The 18,524-nt window shown below is 75.6% G+C and carries 14 protein-coding genes; 5 read left to right on the top strand and 9 right to left on the bottom strand.

What is annotated here, in order from left to right; all coding sequences use genetic code 11:
- Nucleotides 1-13: 13 nt before the first annotated feature.
- The 4 genes from ACF1AL_RS15185 to ACF1AL_RS15170 form a co-directional block, all read right to left on the bottom strand.
- Nucleotides 14-4,627 (bottom strand): hypothetical protein, encoded by a 4,614-nt coding sequence (locus tag ACF1AL_RS15185; RefSeq protein ID WP_391780184.1) that lies wholly within the window; start codon nucleotides 4,625-4,627, stop codon nucleotides 14-16.
- 61 nt (nucleotides 4,628-4,688) lie between these two features.
- Entirely contained in the window at nucleotides 4,689-5,567 is an 879-nt protein-coding gene (locus ACF1AL_RS15180; protein ID WP_366838229.1) for a hypothetical protein, read from the bottom strand.
- 31 nt (nucleotides 5,568-5,598) lie between these two features.
- Nucleotides 5,599-7,125, bottom strand: a complete 1,527-nt coding sequence (locus ACF1AL_RS15175; protein ID WP_366838230.1) for a hypothetical protein — start codon at nucleotides 7,123-7,125, stop codon at nucleotides 5,599-5,601.
- Nucleotides 7,126-7,254: 129 nt separating this feature from the next.
- A complete protein-coding gene (locus ACF1AL_RS15170) occupies nucleotides 7,255-7,962 on the bottom strand; it encodes a GntR family transcriptional regulator (RefSeq protein WP_391780185.1) in 708 nt (235 codons plus the stop codon).
- A 127-nt stretch (nucleotides 7,963-8,089) separates the two neighbouring features.
- Between ACF1AL_RS15170 and ACF1AL_RS15165 the strand changes: the two genes are divergently transcribed.
- From ACF1AL_RS15165 to ACF1AL_RS15145, 5 genes are all read left to right on the top strand, one after another.
- Nucleotides 8,090-9,391 (top strand): MFS transporter, encoded by a 1,302-nt coding sequence (locus tag ACF1AL_RS15165; RefSeq protein ID WP_366838232.1) that lies wholly within the window; start codon nucleotides 8,090-8,092, stop codon nucleotides 9,389-9,391.
- 83 nt (nucleotides 9,392-9,474) lie between these two features.
- A complete protein-coding gene (locus ACF1AL_RS15160) occupies nucleotides 9,475-10,299 on the top strand; it encodes a putative hydro-lyase (RefSeq protein WP_391780270.1) in 825 nt (274 codons plus the stop codon).
- A gap of 17 nt (nucleotides 10,300-10,316) precedes the next feature.
- Entirely contained in the window at nucleotides 10,317-11,075 is a 759-nt protein-coding gene (locus tag ACF1AL_RS15155) for a 5-oxoprolinase subunit PxpA (protein WP_366838233.1), read from the top strand.
- Entirely contained in the window at nucleotides 11,072-11,698 is a 627-nt protein-coding gene (locus ACF1AL_RS15150; RefSeq protein WP_391780186.1) for an allophanate hydrolase subunit 1, read from the top strand. Before ACF1AL_RS15155 ends, ACF1AL_RS15150 begins: the two co-directional genes overlap by 4 nt.
- Nucleotides 11,695-12,564 (top strand): biotin-dependent carboxyltransferase family protein, encoded by an 870-nt coding sequence (locus tag ACF1AL_RS15145; protein WP_391705103.1) that lies wholly within the window; start codon nucleotides 11,695-11,697, stop codon nucleotides 12,562-12,564. The genes ACF1AL_RS15150 and ACF1AL_RS15145 overlap by 4 nt, the downstream gene beginning before the upstream one ends.
- A gap of 297 nt (nucleotides 12,565-12,861) precedes the next feature.
- Here the strand turns inward: ACF1AL_RS15145 and ACF1AL_RS15140 are convergent, their stop codons facing one another.
- From ACF1AL_RS15140 to ACF1AL_RS15120, 5 genes are all read right to left on the bottom strand, one after another.
- Complete coding sequence (locus ACF1AL_RS15140) at nucleotides 12,862-13,704, bottom strand: SGNH/GDSL hydrolase family protein (protein ID WP_391780187.1); 843 nt, start codon at nucleotides 13,702-13,704, stop codon at nucleotides 12,862-12,864.
- Entirely contained in the window at nucleotides 13,701-14,900 is a 1,200-nt protein-coding gene (locus ACF1AL_RS15135) for a glycosyltransferase (protein ID WP_391780271.1), read from the bottom strand. Before ACF1AL_RS15135 ends, ACF1AL_RS15140 begins: the two co-directional genes overlap by 4 nt.
- A gap of 83 nt (nucleotides 14,901-14,983) precedes the next feature.
- On the bottom strand, nucleotides 14,984-16,111 hold the full coding sequence (locus ACF1AL_RS15130) for a glycosyltransferase family 4 protein (RefSeq protein ID WP_391780188.1): 1,128 nt from the start codon (nucleotides 16,109-16,111) through the stop codon (nucleotides 14,984-14,986).
- Between the two features lie 273 nt (nucleotides 16,112-16,384).
- Entirely contained in the window at nucleotides 16,385-17,803 is a 1,419-nt protein-coding gene (locus ACF1AL_RS15125; protein ID WP_391780189.1) for a HEAT repeat domain-containing protein, read from the bottom strand.
- Nucleotides 17,804-18,128: 325 nt separating this feature from the next.
- On the bottom strand, nucleotides 18,129-18,521 hold the full coding sequence (locus ACF1AL_RS15120) for an ankyrin repeat domain-containing protein (RefSeq protein WP_391780190.1): 393 nt from the start codon (nucleotides 18,519-18,521) through the stop codon (nucleotides 18,129-18,131).
- Between the last annotated feature and the right edge of the window lie 3 nt (nucleotides 18,522-18,524).

The raw sequence follows: 18,524 nt of genomic DNA, 5'->3' as shown, positions 1-18,524 counted from the left end.
ACCCCCGTGGCCGCTACGACGCGGTCGGGGCCGGCCGCTTGTACATCCGGGTCGCGGTGATCTCGCTGTGCGCCGCCTCCCCCGCGGGGATCTGCTGGGGAAGCCCCGGCCGCAGGTGTTCCTCGACGCTGATGTACTTCAGGCCCGCCCTGAGGTCGGCGTCGTTGCGCAGCCGGATGACCAGGGGGAACTCCGCGAGAGCGGTGGTGTCGAACAGGCCGGTGGTGTACAGCAGCTGCACCCCGAGCGCATCCGACACGGCCCGCTGGAGCTCCAACAGGTAGGTCGCGTTGGCGCGGCCGATGGGGTTGTCGAGGAACAGCGTGCCGGCGTGCCGGTGCTTGTCGCGGCCCCGGTCGTTGGACCGCAGCGCGGCCATCGTGCAGTACAGCGCGATGGCGGCGGTGAGCAGCTGACCGCCGGAGAACACGTCGCCCATCTGCCCGACGGGCACCCGCTCGGCGCGCAGGACGGCGTCCGGCTTGAGGATCTCCACGGCGACGCCCTTGGGCTGCAGTGCGGCCGCCACGCCGCGCAGCAGCAGGGACATGCCGTCGCGGCGCAGGTCGGAGTTCTTCTTCACGGCCGCGCGGGTGGCCTCGTCGATGACCTCGCCGAGGCGCTCGGTGAGGGTGGCCTGGTCGGGTTCCTCGAAGCGGATGCGCAGGAACTCCTGGCCCGACCACTCGCCGAGTCCCTCGGGCAGCCGGGACAGCCGCTGGGCGGAGCGGAGGGTGGCCAGCGCGGACTCCACCAGGCCGCGCAGCCGGTCCACGATCGAGTCGCGGTTGCGTTCCAGCTGGGCCAGCTCGTCGGTGAGGACGCGCAGGCGGGGCGCGAAGGCGTCGGCCCACTTCTGGGCGTGCTCCGGCAGGGCGGAGGCGGGCAGCTCGCGGATCTGCTGCCGGGCCGGGGTGCGGACCTGCTCGTAGCGGGTGGAGTTGGCGTGCCGGACGAGGACGTCGCAGGCCTCGCGCACGGCGGACTCTGCGGCGGACAGGTCGGCGGCGCAGCCGCGCAGGGAGCGGCGGGTCTCGGCGGCGGCCTGGCGGGCCTCCTCCAGGGTGCCGGGGTAGGGCTCGGGCTCCTCCTGCTCCTCCTCGCCGGCGTGCTCGCGCAGCAGGTCGCGGAGCATCGCGGCGAGCTCCTCGAAGCCGCCGACGGCGTCCTCGGCGGCGCGGTGGGCCTGGAGCAGTTCGGCGTGCGCGTCGCGGGCCTGGGCCAGCGCCTCGGTGCGGGAGGCGAGTTCGGCGGTGGCCGTGCGCAGCAGGGCCTGCGCGTGGTCGGCGTCGCGCGGGAGAAGCTCCTCGGGGAGCTCGGTGTGCGCCTCGCCGTCCCCGGGGGCGTGGCGTTCGGCCTCGCCGCGCAGCCGGCCGAGCTGTTCGCTGGCGTGCGACATGCGGGTCTCCAGGAGCTGCACCAGCTCCTCGGCGCGGGCGGCGGCGGCCTGCCGGGACGGCCCGTCGGAGCCGTCGGGGGATTCGAGCAGCTGCTCGGCGCGGGTGCGGACCTTGTTGCTGAGCCGGTCCAGTTCGGCGCGGGCGGCGCTCTCGTCGCTCTCGGCGCGGGCCTGCTCGGCGCGCAGGTCGGCGCCGACGCCGACCTTCTCGTACACCTGGGAGGCGGCCCGGTAGGCCTCGCGCAGGGCGGGCAGCGACGCCTTCGGGGCGTCCCCGTCGCTCTCGGGTACGTCGTCGGGGGCGCCGGCGATCTCGGAGCGCTCGGCGCGCAGGGCACGGGCGGTGCGGCGGGCGTCGTCGGCGGCGCGCTGGGCGGCGCGGCGGTCCTCGTCGGCGGCGCGGGCCCGCTCCAGGCAGGCCTGGGCGCGGGCCTCGGACTCGGTGGCCTCGTCGGCGAGTTCCCGCAGGCGGGCCTGCCAGCCGGCGCGTTCGCGCAGCCGGAAGGCGAGTCCGGCGAGGGCGTCGGCGGCCCGGCGGGCCTTCTGTGCGGCCTCCTGCCGTTCGTCGCGGACCCGGACCGCCTCGGCGGCGGCTTCCTCGGCCTCGGCGCGGGCGGTGCGGGCCTCGGCCAGTTCCGCCTCGCTCTCCTCGGCGAACGCGCGGGCCTCCCGGGCGGCTTCGGCGAGTTCGACCAGCCGGCCGGGCGGGCAGCCGGTGCGCCAGGAGGCGAGCCGGGCGGCCAGCTCGCGGTCCTTGCCGAGGCGGGCGGCGAGCGCGCGGATCTCCTCGTCGCGCTCGGTGGCCCGGGCGCGCAGGGCCTGCCGTTCCTCGTCGGCGGCGTGCTCGTCGTGCATGGCCGGGTTCGGCGGGACGAGGAACACGTCGCCCGTGTCGGCGCCTTCGGCCGGGGTGGGGGCGAGCAGGGCGGCGGCCGTGCCGACGGCGACGGCCGAGCGGGGCAGCAGGGCCGCGTCGCCGAGGGCCTGGCGGGCGCGGGCGTGCGAGTCGGGGTCGGTGATGATCACGCCGTCGACCAGCTCGGGGCGGGCGGCGAGCACGCGCGCGTGGTCGGCGGGGTCGACGGCCTGGGCGAGGTAGCGCCAGCCGGGCAGGGCGGGGATGCCGTGCTCGCCGAGGAACTCGACGGTGGCGAGCACGTCCGGGCCGGGCGGCAGCAGACCCCCGTCGCCGAGCGCGCCGAGGATACGGGCGTCGTCGGCGGCGGCGGTGCGCAGGTCGAACAGCTGGCGTTCGGCGGAGGAGACGGCGTCGTCGAGGAGTTCGCGCAGCTCGTCGGCGCAGCGGTCCAGCTCCTCGGGGGTGAGGATGCCGCGGCTGCCGTCGTCGTCGCCCTGCCGGGGCTGCGGGATCGCGGAGCGCGCATCGGTCAGGCCGAGCAGCTCGGCGAGGCGTTCCTCGCGGGCGAGGGCCTCGGCGGTGCGGCGCTCGCCGTCGTAGGAGCGCTCGGCGGCGGTGGCGGCGTCGGCGGCGCGGGCCGCGGTGAGTTCGGCGCGGGTCTCGGCGGCGGCCGCCTCCCGCGCGTGCTCGGTGGCCCGGCGGGCCGCCTCGCGGGCGGTGTCCCAGGCGGCGACCGCGCTCTTCTCGGCGTCGCTGGCGGCGAGGGCGGCGCGGGCCGGGTCGGCGTCCGGCGTGCTGTCGTCGAGCCAGCCGGCGCGGACGGCCTCGGCGGTCTCCTGCTCGACCTCGGCGAGGCGCTGGCGCAGGTGGCCGGCCTCGCTGCGGGCGCGCTGCGCCTCGGTCGCGGCGGCCGTGGAGTCGCCGTAGGCGGCGTCGCTGACCTCCTGGAGCCGGGCGGAGCGCTCCTCCTCCTCGTTGGCGAGGTCCTCGGCGCTCCCGGCGGCGGCGTGCAGGGCGCGGACGAGGTCGACGGCGGCCTTGGTGCGGGCGGCGAGGGCGGGAGCGGCGTCCCGTTCGGCTTCCTGGATGGCGGCGGAGACACGGGCGACCCGGTCGGCGGCGGCGCGGTGGCGCAGCACGGCCTCGGCGGCCTGCCAGGCGGCGTGCAGGGTCCGGGCGTCGGCCAGCTCCCGCTTCTGCGCGGCGGCGGCCTTCTCGGCGGCGGCGAGCGCCAGAGAGGCGTGGCGGTAGGCGAGTTCGGCGGCGATGAGGGCGCTGTGCTCGCGGGCGCTCTCGGCGTGGGTGACGGCGTAGGCGGCGGCGGTGACGCGCTGGGCGAGGTCGGTGGCGCGGGCGCGCTCCTGCACGGCCCGTGCGGACAGCCGGCGGGCCAGGGTGCGGGTGCGGCGCTCGGCGCCGGCGTGGATGTCACGCGCGCGTGCGCGGGCGTCGGCGGCCTCGACGATCCGGCCGAGCAGGTCGACGGAGCCGGCGGTGAAGTCGCGTTCGGCGATCAGTTCGGCGCGCCGGCCGAGCTTGTTGCCGAAGCCGCCGACGAGGTCGGCGAGCCCGTCGGTGTCGCGGGTGTCGGTGACGGCGCGCAGCAGCAGGTCGGTGAAGTCGGAGTCCTTCTTCACCGCGAACAGGCCGGCGGCCTCGCCCTCGTCGGCGTTCATCTCCCGCTGGTAGCGGAAGAGTTCGGGGTCGAGGCCGAGGTCGCCGAGGTGCTCGGTCCAGCGCTCGTGGATCTCCTCCCAGTGCACCTCGAGGTGCGGGTAGGCCTTGCCGGCCTCGGTGATCGCGTCGCGGAAGCCCTTCATGGTGCGGCGGCGGCCCTGGGCGCCGGACTGCCCCTCGACGGGCGGGCGTACGGCGGTGGACTCGGCGACGGGGAGGTTGTCCAGGGTGAGGCCGGGTCCGGGCCGGAAGGAGTACCAGGCCTCGGCGAACTTGCGCGGGTCGTTGGAGACCTGGCGGCCGCGCCACTCGCTGACCTTGCCGACGACGACGCACTCGCCGGTCTGCACGTGCTGCCACTCCAGCGCCACGTGCCCGCAGTCGTCGGCGAGCAGGAATTTGCGCAGCACGCCGGAGCTGGCGCCGCCCAGGGTGTTGCGGTGGCCCGGCAGCATCACCGAGAAGATCAGCTTGAGCAGGACGGACTTGCCGCCGCCGTTCTCCAGGAAGAGCACGCCGGCGGGTGCGGGGCGGCGCGGCGGCCCGACGGGCTCCTCCTCGAAGAACTCCGCCTGGGTGGGGGCGGGGTCGGGCACCGGCTCGCCCACGCCTCGCAGGTCAAGCACGGTGTCGGCGTAGCGGGCACCGGCGGGACCGATGGAGTAGAGGCGGACCCGGGACAGCTCGTACATGGCGGACTCTCGTTAAGTCTTCGAAAAGGTGCGGTGGTTCGGCGGTGCGCGGCCGGGCGGCTCAGGAGTGGAAGGGCAGCCCGGCGTCGGCCACCAGGTCCAGGTCGTCGGTGTCCTCGGCGGGCAACAGGGTGGGCGATCCGTCGGTGACCGGGACGACGCCCAGTTCCAGCAGTTCGGCCATGGCGGCGCTGCCGGCCATGTCGCGGACCTGGAGCTGGTAGCGGGCCGTGGTGCGGTAGGTGCCGCCGTTGTCGTCGCCGGTGCGCTGCAGGAACCCGGAGTCGGTGAGGAAGGTGACGGCCTTGGCGACGATGCCGGTGGTGGAGCCGGCGAGCCGGCGGGCGTCCTTGGTGGCGCCGGTGGCGCTGCGTCTGGCCCAGATCCGCCAGGCGGCCTCCAGACCGGGCGCGTCGGTGACCGGGTCGGTGTTCTCGCCCTGTTCGGCGGCCCGCTCCTCCAGCCGGCGGCAGGCCTGGCGGACGAAGGCGTCGACGCCGTTGACGGTGACGCGGCCGATGTAGCCGTCGTCGGCGAGGTCCTCGGGGCGCGGGAAGGCGAGGGCGGCGACGGCGAGGTGGGCGAGGCCGTGCAGGAAGCGGTCGCCGGAGTCGGCGGAGGCGCGACGCGCGTAGTCGCCCATGCGGACGGCGAAGACGGAGTCCTCGGCGGCGGTGACGGCCATGCCGGCGCGCGGGGACACCTCCAGGACGACCAGGCCGAGTCCGGCGGCGACGGCGTCCGCGAGCCGGGCGAACGGCGGGTCCTCGCGGTAGCGGCGCAGCAGGTCGGCGTACTCCTGGTCGCGGGCGGGCTGCAGTTTGGGCTGGAGCCCGAAGGCGACGAGCCGGGCCGCGTCGGCGGCGTCGGCGGGGGTGACGGCGGCGGTCGCCGGCGCGGGTCCGGCTTCCGGCTCACTCCACTCGACGTGCTCGGTCACGGCTGTCGCTCCTTGTCGCGCTGGTGGTCACTCATGCTGCTTCGGTCCGGTCCGCGGCCATGCCCGCCGCGTCCAGCAGGGCGGTGCCGACGATGAGGTCGGCGCCGCCGAACTCCGGGTCGTCCAGTTCGGTGCCGTCGTCGACGGCGAACAGCAGTTTCTGCTCGCCCTGCCGGTAGGCGGTGCCGACGGGCGGGCTGGCCGCGTGGACGGCCAGCAGGGCGACCAGGTAGGGCAGGTCGGGGTCCTTGGTGCGGGCCTCGGCGAGCAGTCCGGACAGCCGGCGCGGGGCGTCGTGGGGCAGGTCGAGCAGCTCCTGCGCGGCGGCCATCTGCTCCTCGCTGAACCGGCTGTCGTCCGGGGTGGCGACGAGGTCGGGCTCGGGCATCTCGGCGCCGAGGTGCTCGCGCTCCACGGGCGGGGTCAGCAGGATGTCGACGAGGTCGCCGACGCGCACGGCCACCGGGGTGCGCAGACCGGTGCCGCGCCGGAAGAAGGCGTCCGTCACGCGCGTGGCCTGCTCCAGCGGCAGGGGCAGCAGCGGCGCGAGCAGGTGGCCGTACAGGTCGAGGCCGGACGTCGTCAGCGGTGTGGCGAACGCCTGCCGGTCCTGCTCGGCGCGGAAGAGGGGGCCGGCCTCCAGCAGCCGGGACTGCAGCTGGGTGTGGCGGCGGATGCAGTCCTTGACGATGTCGACGAGTTCGGCGGCGCGCCGCTTGTGCTCGGGGTCCTCGGACTCGTCGCGGGCCTTGCGGATGTTGGTGAGGATCGCGTTCTCGTGGCGGTAACGCTCGGCGACGTGGTCGAGGGCCTCGGCGATCATGTCGGGGACGGCGTTGAGCCAGTCGACCGCGCGGACGTTGCGCCGGGTGGCGTCCAGGGCGCGGCGCAGGGTCTCGGAGTACTGCACGGTGCGGTAGCGGGCCTGCTCGGCGGCGAGCTGGGCGTCGGCCAGCCGGCCGCGGCTGATCAGCACCTCCAGCTTGACCTCGGCGGCGATCTGGGCGCTGGTGACGTCGGTGTCGAGGGCGCCGACCAGGACGTTGACGGCCTCGTCGGTGGTGCGCAGGTAGACGGTGCCGCCGGGGCCGGGGACCTCCTCGATCAGCTTGAAGTCGTAGTCGCGGCGGACGTAGGAGCCGTCGGAGGCGAACGTGCCGTAGACGGCGCGGAAGCCCCGGTCGACGCTGCCCACGTTGATCAGGTTCTCCAGGACCCAGCGGGCGACGCGCTCGTGCTCGGCGGTGGGCCGCCGGGGGGCCTGGGCGGCGATGCGCGGGATCAGGCGGGCGACGATCTGGTCGTGGTCGGCGCCCGTGTCGAAGTCCATGTTCAGCGTGACGAGGTCGATGGCGGCGAGGGCGATCTCCGCCATGCCGTAGACCGAGTACTCACCGGCGAGGTTGGCCTTGCGCGCGTCGAGGTCGTGGATCGGCGCGGTGCAGGCGAGCGCACGCAGCCGCCGCGCCAGTCCCTCGTCGGCGGCGGGGCCCGGTGCGGGGCGCTGCGCGGCGCTGAGCTGGGGCGGAGCGGTGTCCGTCGATGCAGGCGAAGTCACGGTGCACAGAGTAGGTCCTCGGTCTGACAACGACCCAAACGGGCGGCTCCGCCGGTTTGGCCGGGAGGGTTCCCCGGGGTGAGGGGCGCCTGTCGGGTGCGGGCCTCGTGCGGGTGCGGTGCTCGCCCGTCAGCCGGGAAGGGGCCCCTCGTCCCCCACTCGCCGCCGGTAGACCTCGACCACTCTTTCGAGGGAGTCGTTCAGGTACACCGCCAGCAGCCGCTCCGCTCCGTCGCGGTTCCCGTCGCGCAGGGTCTGCAGGAGCTGCCGGTTGCGGGTCAGGTACGGCTCGTGGAGCCGGCGGGGGTCGTCCACCACGTGGAAGGCCAGGCGCAGTTCGGCGAAGACGCTGCGCATGACCTCGTTGGTGCGTTCGCTGCCGGCCAGGGCGACGAGTTCACGGTGGAAGTGGATGTTGGCGGTGCCCAGCGATTTCCAGTCGTTCTCGGCCATCGCCCGCTCGCCCTCGGCCACCGCCGCGGCGAGTCCGTCGAGGGCGTAGGGCGGCTCTCCGAGGCCCCGTACGACGGCGCACTCCACCAACGCGCGCGTGCGGTAGATGTCCTCCACGTCCTCGACGGTCAGGACCCGGACGAACACGCCCCGGTTGAGTTCGTGGACGAGCAGCCGTTCGTGGGTGAGCAGCCGGAACGCCTCGCGCAGTGTGTTGCGGGACACACCGAGCGCGCCGCCGATGCTGTCCTCGGCCAGCCGGGTGCCCGGCGGGAAGAAGCCGTCGGCGATACGGCTCCTGAGGATGTCCGAGACCCGCTCTGCCGTGCTGGTGCGGCCCAGGAGAGCGCGGTCGTCGGCGAGTGACGCCAGCTGGTCTGCCATGCCCGGAATTCAATCGCAGATACAAGGACGAAACAACGTGGGTATTGAAGGATCGTTGAACGATCCTCTACGGTGCTGCGCACGGCTCTTCCCGACGCTCCCCCGTCCCCCTCTCTGCGAGGTGTCCATGAGCACGACCCCTCCACCGCAGGCAGCAACTCCCGACGCCCACACCGGCGCAGCCCGGCCCGACGCCGCCGACGGCGCGTTCGGCTGGCTGCGCGACCTCGGTCCGCGTGGCCGGCGCGCCTTCGCGGGCGCGTTCGGCGGCTATGCGCTGGACTCGTACGACTACTTCACGCTCCCGTTGAGCATGGTCGCGCTGGCCGCGTACTTCGGCCTGAACAGCGGCCAGACCGGCCTGTTCACCACCGTCACCCTGGTCGTCTCCGCGGTCGGCGGCGCCCTCGCGGGCGTCCTCGCGGACCGCGTGGGCCGGGTGCGGGCCCTGCTCCTCACCGTCGTCACCTACGCGGTCTTCACGGTCGCCTGCGGCTTCGCGCCCAACTTCGAGACGCTGCTGGTGTTCCGGGCCCTGCAGGGCCTCGGCTTCGGCGGCGAGTGGGCGGTCGGCGCCATCCTGGTCGCCGAGTACGCGGGCGCCCGGCACCGCGGCCGCACACTCGGCGCCGTGCAGAGCGCCTGGGCGGCCGGCTGGGCACTGGCCGTGGTCGTGTACACGCTGGTGTTCTCGTTCGTCGACGACGCCCTCGCCTGGCGCGTGATGTTCTGGACCGGCGCGCTGCCCGCCCTGCTCGTGGTCTGGGTACGGCGCCGGGTGCACGACGCGCCGCAGGCCGCCGCCGCCCGGGAACACAGCGCGGAGAAGGGCTCGTTCACGGCCATCTTCAAGCCGGGTCTGCTGCGCACCACCGTCTTCGCCGGCCTGCTGTCGACCGGCGTCCAGGGCGGGTACTACACGCTGGCGACCTGGGTGCCGACGTACCTGAAGTCCGAGCGCGGCCTGTCCGTCGTCGGCACCGGCGGCTACCTCACCTTCCTGATCTCGGGCGCGTTCCTCGGCTACCTCACCGGCGGCTATCTGACCGACCGGCTGGGCCGCCGGCGCAACATCTGGCTGTTCGCCCTGCTGTCGGCGATCTGCATCGCGGCGTACGCGAACATCCCGAGCGGCGCCGACTCCCTGCTGCTGGTGCTCGGCTTCCCGCTCGGGTTCTGCATGTCGGCCATCTTCAGCGGCTTCGGCTCCTATCTGAGCGAGCTGTACCCGACGGCCGTGCGCGGCACCGGCCAGGGCTTCACGTACAACACCGGGCGGGCCGTGGGCGCCGTCTTCCCCACCACGGTGGGCTTCCTGGCGGACAGCTGGGGCGTGGGCGGCGCGCTGGTCTTCGGCGCGATCGGCTACGGCCTGGCCGCCGTCGCCCTGCTGGGGCTTCCCGAGACGCGTGGGAAGGAGCTGGTGTGAACCGCATGGACGACACCACGATCCTCGGCGCCGGTCCCGACGGCGGCCAAGTCCTGCCCTCGGGTACGGACGGCGGTGCGGCCGTGCGCGCCGTCACCGGCGACCGTCCCGTCACCCTCGTCGACCCGCACGCGCACGCGTGGAGCCCCGCCGCCGCGCGGGCCCGCTTCCGGGCGGGGCTGGCCGGGCCGACCGCGGGCGTCGCGGCGAGTCACACCCAGGTGAACCTCATCTCGGTCCCGGCCGACTGGGCGTACGAGACGCTGCTGTTCTGCACCCGCAATCCCAAGCCCTGCCCGGTGCTCGACGTCACCGACGCGGGCTCCTGGACGACCGCGCTCGCCGACGGCGCCGACCTGCGCACCGATCTGCCGCGCTACCGGGTGTGGGAACACGGCCGGCTGGTGGACGAGCCGACGGACGTACGGGCGTACTGGCGCGACGACCTGGTGTCGTTCCTCATCGGGTGCAGCTTCACCTTCGAATGGGCGCTGACCGCCGCAGGGGTGCCGCTGCGTCACATCGAGCAGGGACGCAACGTGCCGATGTACACGACGAGTTGGAAATGCCGTCCGGCGGGCCGGCTGCACGGCCCGCTGGTGGTGTCGATGCGCCCGGTCCCGCCGGGGCATCTGGCGGCGGCGATCCGGGAGAGCGGGCTGCTCCCGGCCGTGCACGGCGGCCCCGTCCACTGCGGCGATCCTTCGGCGCTCGGCATCGACGACCTCGGCCGGCCCGACTTCGGCGATCCGGTGGACCTCGAACCGGACGACATCCCGGTGTTCTGGGCGTGCGGGGTGACCCCGCAGGCCGCGGTGACGGCCTCCCGGCCGCCCTTCGCCCTCACCCACGCACCGGGACAGATGTTCCTCACCGACGCCCGCGACGAGCAGTACCGCGTGGCCTGAACAGCCAGGAAGGATCCATGACCGCCATCGATCTGAACGCCGACCTCGGCGAGGGCTTCGGCCGCTGGCAGCTGACCGACGACGAACGGCTGCTGTCCGTCGTCACCAGCGCCAACGTGGCCTGCGGCTTCCATGCCGGGGACGCGGCCACCATGCGCCGGGTGTGCGAACTGGCGGCCGAGCGCGGGGTGCGGATCGGCGCGCAGGTCTCCTACCGGGACCTGGCCGGCTTCGGGCGGCGCGCGATGGACGTGCCGCCCGCCGAACTGGCCGCCGAGGTGGCCTACCAGATCGGCGCGCTGGAGGTGTTCGCGCGGGCGGCCGGGTCGCGCGTGGCCTACGTCAAGCCGCACGGCGCGCTCTACAACCGGGTGGTGGGCGACGAGGAGCAGGCCCAGGCGGTCGTCGACGGCGTGCTCCTCGCCGACCCCGCGCTGCCGGTGCTGGGACTGCCCGGCTCGCGGCTGCTGGAACGCGCGGAGAAGGCCGGGCTGCCGGTCGTCACGGAGGCGTTCGCGGACCGGGCGTACACCGACGAGGCCACCCTCGTGCCGCGCGGCCGGGACGGTGCCGTGATCACGGACGCGGAGACGGTGGTGGAGCGGTCGCTGAGCCTGGCCGCCTCCGGCACGGTCGCCGCGCACTCGGGAGCCCGCATCGAGGTACGCGCGCGTTCGCTGTGCCTGCATGGCGACACGCCGGGCGCGGTGGAGCTCGCGCGCCGGGTGCGCCGGCGGCTGGAGGAGTCGGGCGTGCGGGTGGAGGCCTTCGCGTGAGGGCGCTGCCCGTGGGCGACGACGCCCTGCTGATCGAGGTGGCCTCCGGTGAGCAGGCCGAGGCGGTGCACGCCGAGCTGGTCCGCCGCCGCGCCGAGGGACTGCTCACCGTACGGGAGATCGTCCCCGCCGCCCGCACGGTCCTCCTCGACGGGCTGTCCGAGCCGGAGCGGGTGGCCGCCGAGCTGAGCCGGGCCGACCTCGCGCCCACGCCCGCACGCGCGCGTGACGTGGTGGAGATCCCGGTGCGCTACGACGGCCCGGACCTCGCCGACGTCGCGGCGCACTGGGGCGTCGGCAGCGCCGAGGCGGCCCGGATCCACGCGGCGACCGAGTTCCGGGTGGCGTTCTGCGGCTTCGCCCCCGGCTTCGGCTATCTGACGGGCCTGCCGGCCCGCTACGACGTGCCGCGCCGGGCGACGCCGCGCACGGCCGTGCCGGCCGGTTCCGTGGCGCTGGCCGGGCCGTACACGGGGATCTATCCGCGCTCCTCCCCCGGCGGCTGGCAGCTGATCGGCACCACGGACGCCGTGCTGTGGGACCACACGCGCGTACCGGCCGCGCTGCTGGCGCCGGGCACGCGCGTGCGGTTCGTGCCCGTCGGCGAGGCGGGTGCCGTATGACTGATCGTGCGCTCGTCGTCGTGCGGGCCGGGGCGCTGACCACCGTGCAGGACCGGGGGCGGCCCGGGCACGCGCATCTCGGGGTGCCCCGCTCCGGGGCGCTCGACGCGCCCGCCGCTGCCCTGGTCAACCGGCTGGCCGGCAATCCGCCGGAGGCGGCCGTCCTGGAGACGACGCTGACCGGGTGCGCGCTGCGGCCGCGGTCCGCGGTCACCGTGGCCGTGGGCGGCGCCCCCTGCCGGGTCACCGTGGACGGGCGGCCCGCCGCGTGGGGAGCGCCCGTGCGGGTGCCCGCCGGGGCGGTGCTGGACGTGGGCCCGGCGGTGCGGGGCGTGCGCGCTTATGTCGCCGTCTCCGGTGGCATCGCCGTCGATCCGGTGCTCGGAAGCCGCTCCACCGATCTGCTCTCGGGGCTCGGGCCGGCCCCGCTCGCCGACGGCGCGGTGCTTCCGCTCGGCCCGGAGACGGTGCCGTACGCGCGCGTGGACGTGGCCCCGCAGCCGTGCCCGCCGGACGAACTGGTGCTGCGGGTCGTCCTCGGCCCGCGCGACGACTGGTTCACACCGCGTGCGGTGGGTGTCCTCACCACGCGCGCGTACCGGGTGTCGGCCGCGAGCAACCGCATCGGCCTGCGCACCGAGGGGCCGGCGCTGGAGCGGGCCCGGCCGGGTGAACTGCCGAGCGAGGGCATGGTGCTGGGCGCCGTCCAGGTGCCGCCCGACGGTCGCCCCGTGGTCTTCCTCAACGACCACCCGACCACCGGGGGTTACCCGGTGATCGGCGTGGTGCGCGCCGCGGACCTCGCGGCCGCGGCGCAGGCGGTGCCGGGCACGCCGGTGCGGTTCGTCGCGGTGCGCCGCCGGTAGGACACGGGCACGGCGGCGGACCGCGGACACCCGGCCGGCGGCCCGGAGCCGGTGGCGGACCGCGGACACCCGGCCGGCGGCCCAGAGCCAGTGACGGACCGCAGACACCCAGCCGGCGGCCCAGAGCCAGTGACGGACCGCGGACACCCAGCCGGCGACCCCGCGCCGGCGGCGGACCGCGGACACCCAGCCGGCGGCCCGGAGCCGGTGGCCGGTTCCGGGCCGCTCGCCGTCGGGCCGCCGCGCGCGGCGGTGGTCCACGCCGCGTCCACCGCGCTCAGCCCGCCGCCGCCGGGTCTACGCCGCCTCCGCCTCCCCCACCGACAGGGCCGTCAGGGCCGCCGAGACCGCCGCAGAGGTGCGCAGGTCGAGGCGGGCGCTCGTGCCCCGGGCCCGGTGGTGCAGTTCGTCGGCGGCGAGGCTGAGCAGCTGGGGCAGCAGATCGGTGCAGCGGCGGGCCACCCAGCCGGTGCCGGCCGTCGCCAGCCACCACAGGCTCGCCGTGCGGGTGGGTGCCGGACACCGTGGCTGCGGTGAGGGCGCGGGTCCGGTCGCCAGGCCCGCCTCGGCCAGCAGGGCGTGGCAGCGGACGGCGAGCTGCCGGTGACCGCGCTCGCCCGGGTGCAGACGGTCCGCGCTCCACATCGCGCGGTCGGTGATCCACGCCCCGGTGGCGGCGTGCAGGTGCAGCGTGCCGTACCGCTCCGACAGGGCGTGCACTACGTCGTTGACCGCCCGCTGCCGCCGGGCCAGGGGGCGTGCCAGTGGGCCCGGAAGGCCGAGCATGGCGCCCGGGTCGGGCAGGCAGGCGGTGAGCACCGCCGCGCCCTGCCCGGTGAGGTCGCCGTACACCGTGTCGAGGCGGGCGGCCACGGCGTGGAGGTCGAAGGTACAGCGCAGGGTGTCGTTCACCCCGATCACGACGGACACCAGGTCGGGGCGCAGGGCGAGTGCCGCCGGCAGCTGTTTCTCCAGCACGTCGCGCGTCTGCGCCCCGCTGACCGCGAGATTGGTGAAGTCCACGGACTCGGCCAGGGAGGGGGCGAGCAGCGCCGCCCAGCCGCGCCGGCCGCCCTCGACCGGGTCGCCCACGCCCTCGGTCAGCGAGTCGCCGAGCGCGACGAACCGCACGGGTCTCATGCCACACCCTCCGGCACGCTGGGACGGGGGGCGGTCGGGGCGTCGTGGGCGGCGAGGAAGGCGTCGACGGCCTGCTGCCAGCCGAAGCACTCCGCACGCGCGCGTGCCGCCGCGCGCCGCTCCCGCTCGGGCCGGGCCAGCAGCAGCTCCACGGCGTCCGCGAAGGCGTCGCCGTGGTCGGCCGCGCTCACCCCGGCGGCTCCGACGACCTCGGGCAGCGCGGAGGAGGCGCTCACCGCCACGGTGGTGCCGCAGGCCATGGCCTCCAGGGCGGCCAGCCCGAACGTCTCCGCGGGCCCCGGCGCCAGGCACACGTCCGCGGACGCCTGCAGGGCGCCCAGGTCGCGGCGGTCGGCGACGTGTCCGAGGAAGGCGACCGGCAGCCGCCGCTCCCGCGCGCGCTGTTCGAGCCGGGCCCGCAGCGGGCCGTCCCCGGCCACCACGAGCACCGCCCGGCGTCCCCGCGCCAGCAGCGCCTCCAGGGCGTCCAGGGCGGTGCCGGGCCGCTTCTCGACGGACAGCCGGGAGCACATCAGCAGCAGCGTCTCGTCCGGCCGTGCCTGGACGGCCCGTACGCCGGCGTCCCGCAACCCGGGGTGGCGTTCGGCCAGGTCGACTCCGAGCGGGGCGCGGACAACGTTGCGGGCGCCGATCCGCACGAACTCCCGCTCGGCGTACTCGGTGGTGCACACCACACGCGCGTACGTGTGCGCGGTACGGACGTTGAGCGCGTCCGCGGCGCGCCGGGCGGCGCCCTCGGGCAGGCCCCAGGTGCGCAGCACCCCGTCGGCGGACTCGTGGGAGACCATCACGGCCGGCACACGCGCGCGGCGCGCCCATTTCCCGGTCCACCTCAGGGTCGTACGGTCGGAGACCTCCAGGCGGTCGGGGGTCAGCTCCTCCAGCAGGCGGGCCACGCGCCGCCTGTCGGTGAGGACGCGGTAGCCGCCGCTGCCGGGCAGCACGGGCCCGGGCAGGGTGAGGACGCGTCCCTGCTCGGTCTCCTCGTCGCTCTCGTGCTCGCCGGGGACGACGAGGACGGGGTCGTGGCCGGCGGCCCGGTAGCCCTTGCCCAGTTCGCGCAGGGCGGTGCGCAGGCCTCCCGAGGCAGGGGTGACGAAGTTGGCGAGGCGGACGATGCGCAGTCCGCCCGGACGGCCATCGCCCGCCGCGTCGCCACCGCCGGCCCGCGTCATGCCGTGTCCATCCGGCGCCGCGTCGCCTTCGATCCCCGTCATGCCGCGTCCCTCCGGCGACGCCTCGCCGCGCTCGATCCGCGTCATGCCGCCACCACCGGCCTGCGCGCGGTCAGCACCTCGGCGTAGTGGCCTATCAGGCGGTCGCCTACGGCCGCCCAGGTGCGGTCCTCGACCATGGCCCGCCCTGCGGTGCCGAAGGCCGAGCGCAGCGCCGGATCGGCCGCCAGGGCACGCACGCCCTCCGTCACGGCGGTGGCGTCGCCGGCCGGGAAGAGCAGTCCGGTGTGGCCGTGGGCCACGAGGTCCAGCGGGCCGCCGGCGGCGGGCGCGAGCACGGGCACGCCGCTGGCCATGGCCTCCTGCACGGTCTGGCAGAAGGTCTCGAAGGGCCCGGTGTGGGCGAAGACGTCGAAGGAGGCGAAGATCCGCGCGAGGTCGTCGCCGGTGCGACGGCCCAGGAAGCGGGCGCCGGGCAGCGCCTCCTCCAGGCCGGGACGGCTGGGCCCGTCGCCGACGATGACGACGCGCACGCCGTCCAGGCCGCACGCGCCGGCGAGGAGCTCGACCTGCTTCTCGGGGGCGAGCCGGCCGACGTAGCCGACGATCACCTCGCCGTCGGGGGCGAGTTCGCGGCGCAGGGCCTCGTCGCGGCGGTCGGGGCGGAAGCGGGCGGTGTCCACGCCGCGGGGCCACAGCCTGAGGCGGGGCACGCCGTGCTCCTGCAGGTCGCGCAGGGCGGCCGTGGACGGGGCGAGGGTGAGGTCTGCGGCGGCGTGCACGGAGCGGATGCGCCGCCAGGCGGCGGCCTCGCCGGCGCCCATGTAGGTGCGGGCGTATCCGGCCAGGTCGGTCTGGTAGACGGCGACGGCGGGGAGGCCGAGCCGGGCGGCGGCGGCCATGCCGCGCACGCCGAGGACGAAGGGGCTGGCGAGGTGGACCAGGTCGGGGCGGTGCTGGACGAGCGCCGCGGCCAGGCGCCGGCTGGGGAGGGCGACGCGGACCTGGGGGTAGCCGGGGAGCGGGAGGGAGGGGACGTGGACGACCGGGCAGGGGGCCGACGCGTCGGGCTTGTTCCCCGGGGCGGGGGCGGGCGCGACGACGAGCGGGGCGTGACCGCGGTCGACGAGGTGCTGGGCGGTCTGGAGCGCGCAGTGGGCCACGCCGTTCACGTCGGGGGGAAAGGATTCGGTCACGATGACGACACGCATACGGGTGTTGTCGCCGCGCCGGACGTGGCCGCGTCAACGTGGATCTTTCCGGCCGAGGAACGTCCTGTGAGCGTTGCGCTGCGCACCCGCGCGGGTCGAAGACCGGCCACGCCCTCCTGGTGCCGGGGTCATCCGGCGTTCACCGGGGAGGCCGGCGGATGCCTGCGCCGTCCCGGGGCAGGCGGTCGGGTCCGCGCGGCCGGCGCGCGCGGTCCGGACCCCGTCCGTCACGCCCGCGCCGGCCCCGCCGCAGGACTCACAGGGCGTGCGGGCTCACACGGCCGACGCGTCCGGCCCGATGCGGCTGCGTACCGCCGTCTGGACCTCGTCCTCCTCGGCGGGGTCCGCGGCCAGCCGGCGCAGTCGTTCCACCACGCGGGTGTCGCCGGTCTCGGCGTGCCGTGCGGCGATCTCGCGGGTGGTCTCCTCGCAGTCCCACAGGCATTCGACGGCGAATCCGGTGGCGAAGGAGGGGTCGGTGGCGGCGAGCGCACGGGCGCAGCGGCCGCGCAGATGGGAGGAGGCCGTCTCCCGGTAGACGTGGCGCAGCACGGGTGCGGCGCAGGCGATGCCGAGGCGTCCGGCGCCGTCGACGAGGGTCCACAGGGTGGGCGCGTCGCAGCCCTCACCCCGGACGGCCTCGCGCAGGGCGCCGAGGACGAGGTCGCTGTCCTGGGCCTCGCCCCGGCAGGCCAGGACGCGTCCGGCGGCGGCGCCGAGGGCGTCGGGCCGGCGGGCCCAGCCTCGGGCCCGGTCGACGGCGGCGTGGCCGCGCATGCGTTCGAAGGCGTCGACGGCGGCCTCGACCACGGGGGTGGTGCCGTCGGCGACGGCCGCCTCGATGAGGTCGAGGGCGTCGGGGTCGTCGCGGTCGGCGAGGTAGCGCAGGGCGGTGCACCGGGCTCCCTCGGTGCCGTCCTGCGCGGCCCGCACGATCTCGGGACGGTCCTCGGGGCCGGCCACGGCGGTGAGGCAGCGGGCGGCGGGAACGTGGAGGGCGGCGCCGCGTTCGACGCCCTGCTGGGCCCATTCGAACACCGCGCGCACACTCCACCCGGGGCGGGGGCCGGTGGGGCGCATCTGCCGCTGCCAGCGGTCGAAGCAACCGGTTTCGTGGGCGGCACGCACGCGTGCGGCGATGTCCTCGCGGGGGTCCTCGGCCCACAGCCGCCACGGCCGGGGCTCGAAGGCGTCGCGTACGGCGGCGGCCAGGGCGGCCTCGCCCTCGGCGTCGGTGGTGAAGCGGGCGAGGACGGGGGCGGCCAGGGCGCGCAGCCCGGCGTCGTCGTCGCGCAGGGCGAGCTCGTCGAGCGCCCAGGCCCAGTTGGTGCCCGTGGCGGCGTAGCGCCGCAGCAGGTGCAGGGCGTCGCGCCTGCCGTAGGAGGCGAGGTGGCCGAGCACGGCCAGGGCGAGGCCGGTGCGGGACTCGTCGCTGTCGAAGGCGTCTTCGACGTCGAAGAGGTGGGCCTCGATGGCGTCCAGCTCGCCGTTCAGGTCGAGGAAGAGCCGGGCGTAGTACAGGGAGCGGTTCTCCACCTGCCAGTCGTGGCGGGGGTCGCGCAGGACACAGTGGTTGAGTGCCGCGAGCGCCTCGGCGCGGGGGGCGGTGAGCGCGTGCAGTGTTCCGTCGCCGCGGCCCCGCTGGAGCAGGCCGAGCAGCGTACCGCTGGGCGCTATGACCGGATCGAACATGGGAAACAGCCTCACATCAAGCGTCGACGCAACCGGGGACGTGCACTACCTGGCCGCGTGACAACACGTCGGGGCGCCCGCCGTTTCCTGCTTGCTGTAGACCATCTCTCTCTGCCTCTCGTCGGTGGCCCATGCGGGCCGCATCACGGCCCGCGCGGTGCGGCAACACCTGCCCAGCCATCGCGTCCGTGAATCACGACGTCATGATGACCCGGCGGTTCTGCCCACCGCGACCGAAATTTCCGGCGGCCTGTCACCGCCTCCCCCGTGGTCGGTTGCTTATCTGGTCAAATTCCGTGTTCCCGCTGGTCGCAGCGGGGTGCGCTCAGGCCGCGCCGAACAGCTGGAGCAGTTCGCTCTTGCCGAACATGCGCGCCGTGTCGACGGCCGAGGGGGTCCCCGCGGCGGGGTCGGCGCCGCCCTCCAGCAGGGCCCTGATCACGGCTTCCTCGCCCTTGAAGACGGCACCGGCGAGCGGGGTCTGCCCGCGGTCGTTGGCGCGGTCGGCCTCGGCGCCGCGGGCGAGCAGCGCGCGCACGGTCTCGGCGTGGCCGTGGTAGGCGGCGAGCATCACGAGGGTGTCGCCGCGGTCGTTGGTGAGGTCGGCCGGAACGCCCGCGTCGACATAGGCCACGAGCGCCTCCGTCTGCCCCTGCCGGGCCAGATCGAAGATCTTGGTCGCCAGCTCCACGACCTCGGGGTCGGGGGCTTCAGTCATCGG

Origin of the sequence: Streptomyces sp. NPDC014801 (assembly GCF_043082085.1) — a bacterium.
GTDB lineage: Bacteria > Actinomycetota > Actinomycetes > Streptomycetales > Streptomycetaceae > Streptomyces.
Note: the sequence above shows the minus strand (reverse complement) of the source record. Positions and strands in the feature narration are given on the sequence as shown.

What these genes read in the sequence shown, in the direction of transcription:
- ACF1AL_RS15130 (WP_391780188.1), bottom strand. Translation starts at nt 16,111, where the DNA reads ATGCGTGTCGTCATCGTGACCGAATCCTTTCCCCCCGACGTGAACGGC.
- ACF1AL_RS15155 (WP_366838233.1), top strand. Translation starts at nt 10,317, where the DNA reads ATGACCGCCATCGATCTGAACGCCGACCTCGGCGAGGGCTTCGGCCGC.
- ACF1AL_RS15140 (WP_391780187.1), bottom strand. Translation starts at nt 13,704, where the DNA reads ATGAGACCCGTGCGGTTCGTCGCGCTCGGCGACTCGCTGACCGAGGGC.
- ACF1AL_RS15145 (WP_391705103.1), top strand. Translation starts at nt 11,695, where the DNA reads ATGACTGATCGTGCGCTCGTCGTCGTGCGGGCCGGGGCGCTGACCACC.
- ACF1AL_RS15165 (WP_366838232.1), top strand. Translation starts at nt 8,090, where the DNA reads ATGAGCACGACCCCTCCACCGCAGGCAGCAACTCCCGACGCCCACACC.
- ACF1AL_RS15125 (WP_391780189.1), bottom strand. Translation starts at nt 17,803, where the DNA reads ATGTTCGATCCGGTCATAGCGCCCAGCGGTACGCTGCTCGGCCTGCTC.
- ACF1AL_RS15120 (WP_391780190.1), bottom strand. Translation starts at nt 18,521, where the DNA reads ATGACTGAAGCCCCCGACCCCGAGGTCGTGGAGCTGGCGACCAAGATC.
- ACF1AL_RS15185 (WP_391780184.1), bottom strand. Translation starts at nt 4,627, where the DNA reads ATGTACGAGCTGTCCCGGGTCCGCCTCTACTCCATCGGTCCCGCCGGT.
- ACF1AL_RS15170 (WP_391780185.1), bottom strand. Translation starts at nt 7,962, where the DNA reads ATGGCAGACCAGCTGGCGTCACTCGCCGACGACCGCGCTCTCCTGGGC.
- ACF1AL_RS15135 (WP_391780271.1), bottom strand. Translation starts at nt 14,900, where the DNA reads ATGACGCGGGCCGGCGGTGGCGACGCGGCGGGCGATGGCCGTCCGGGC.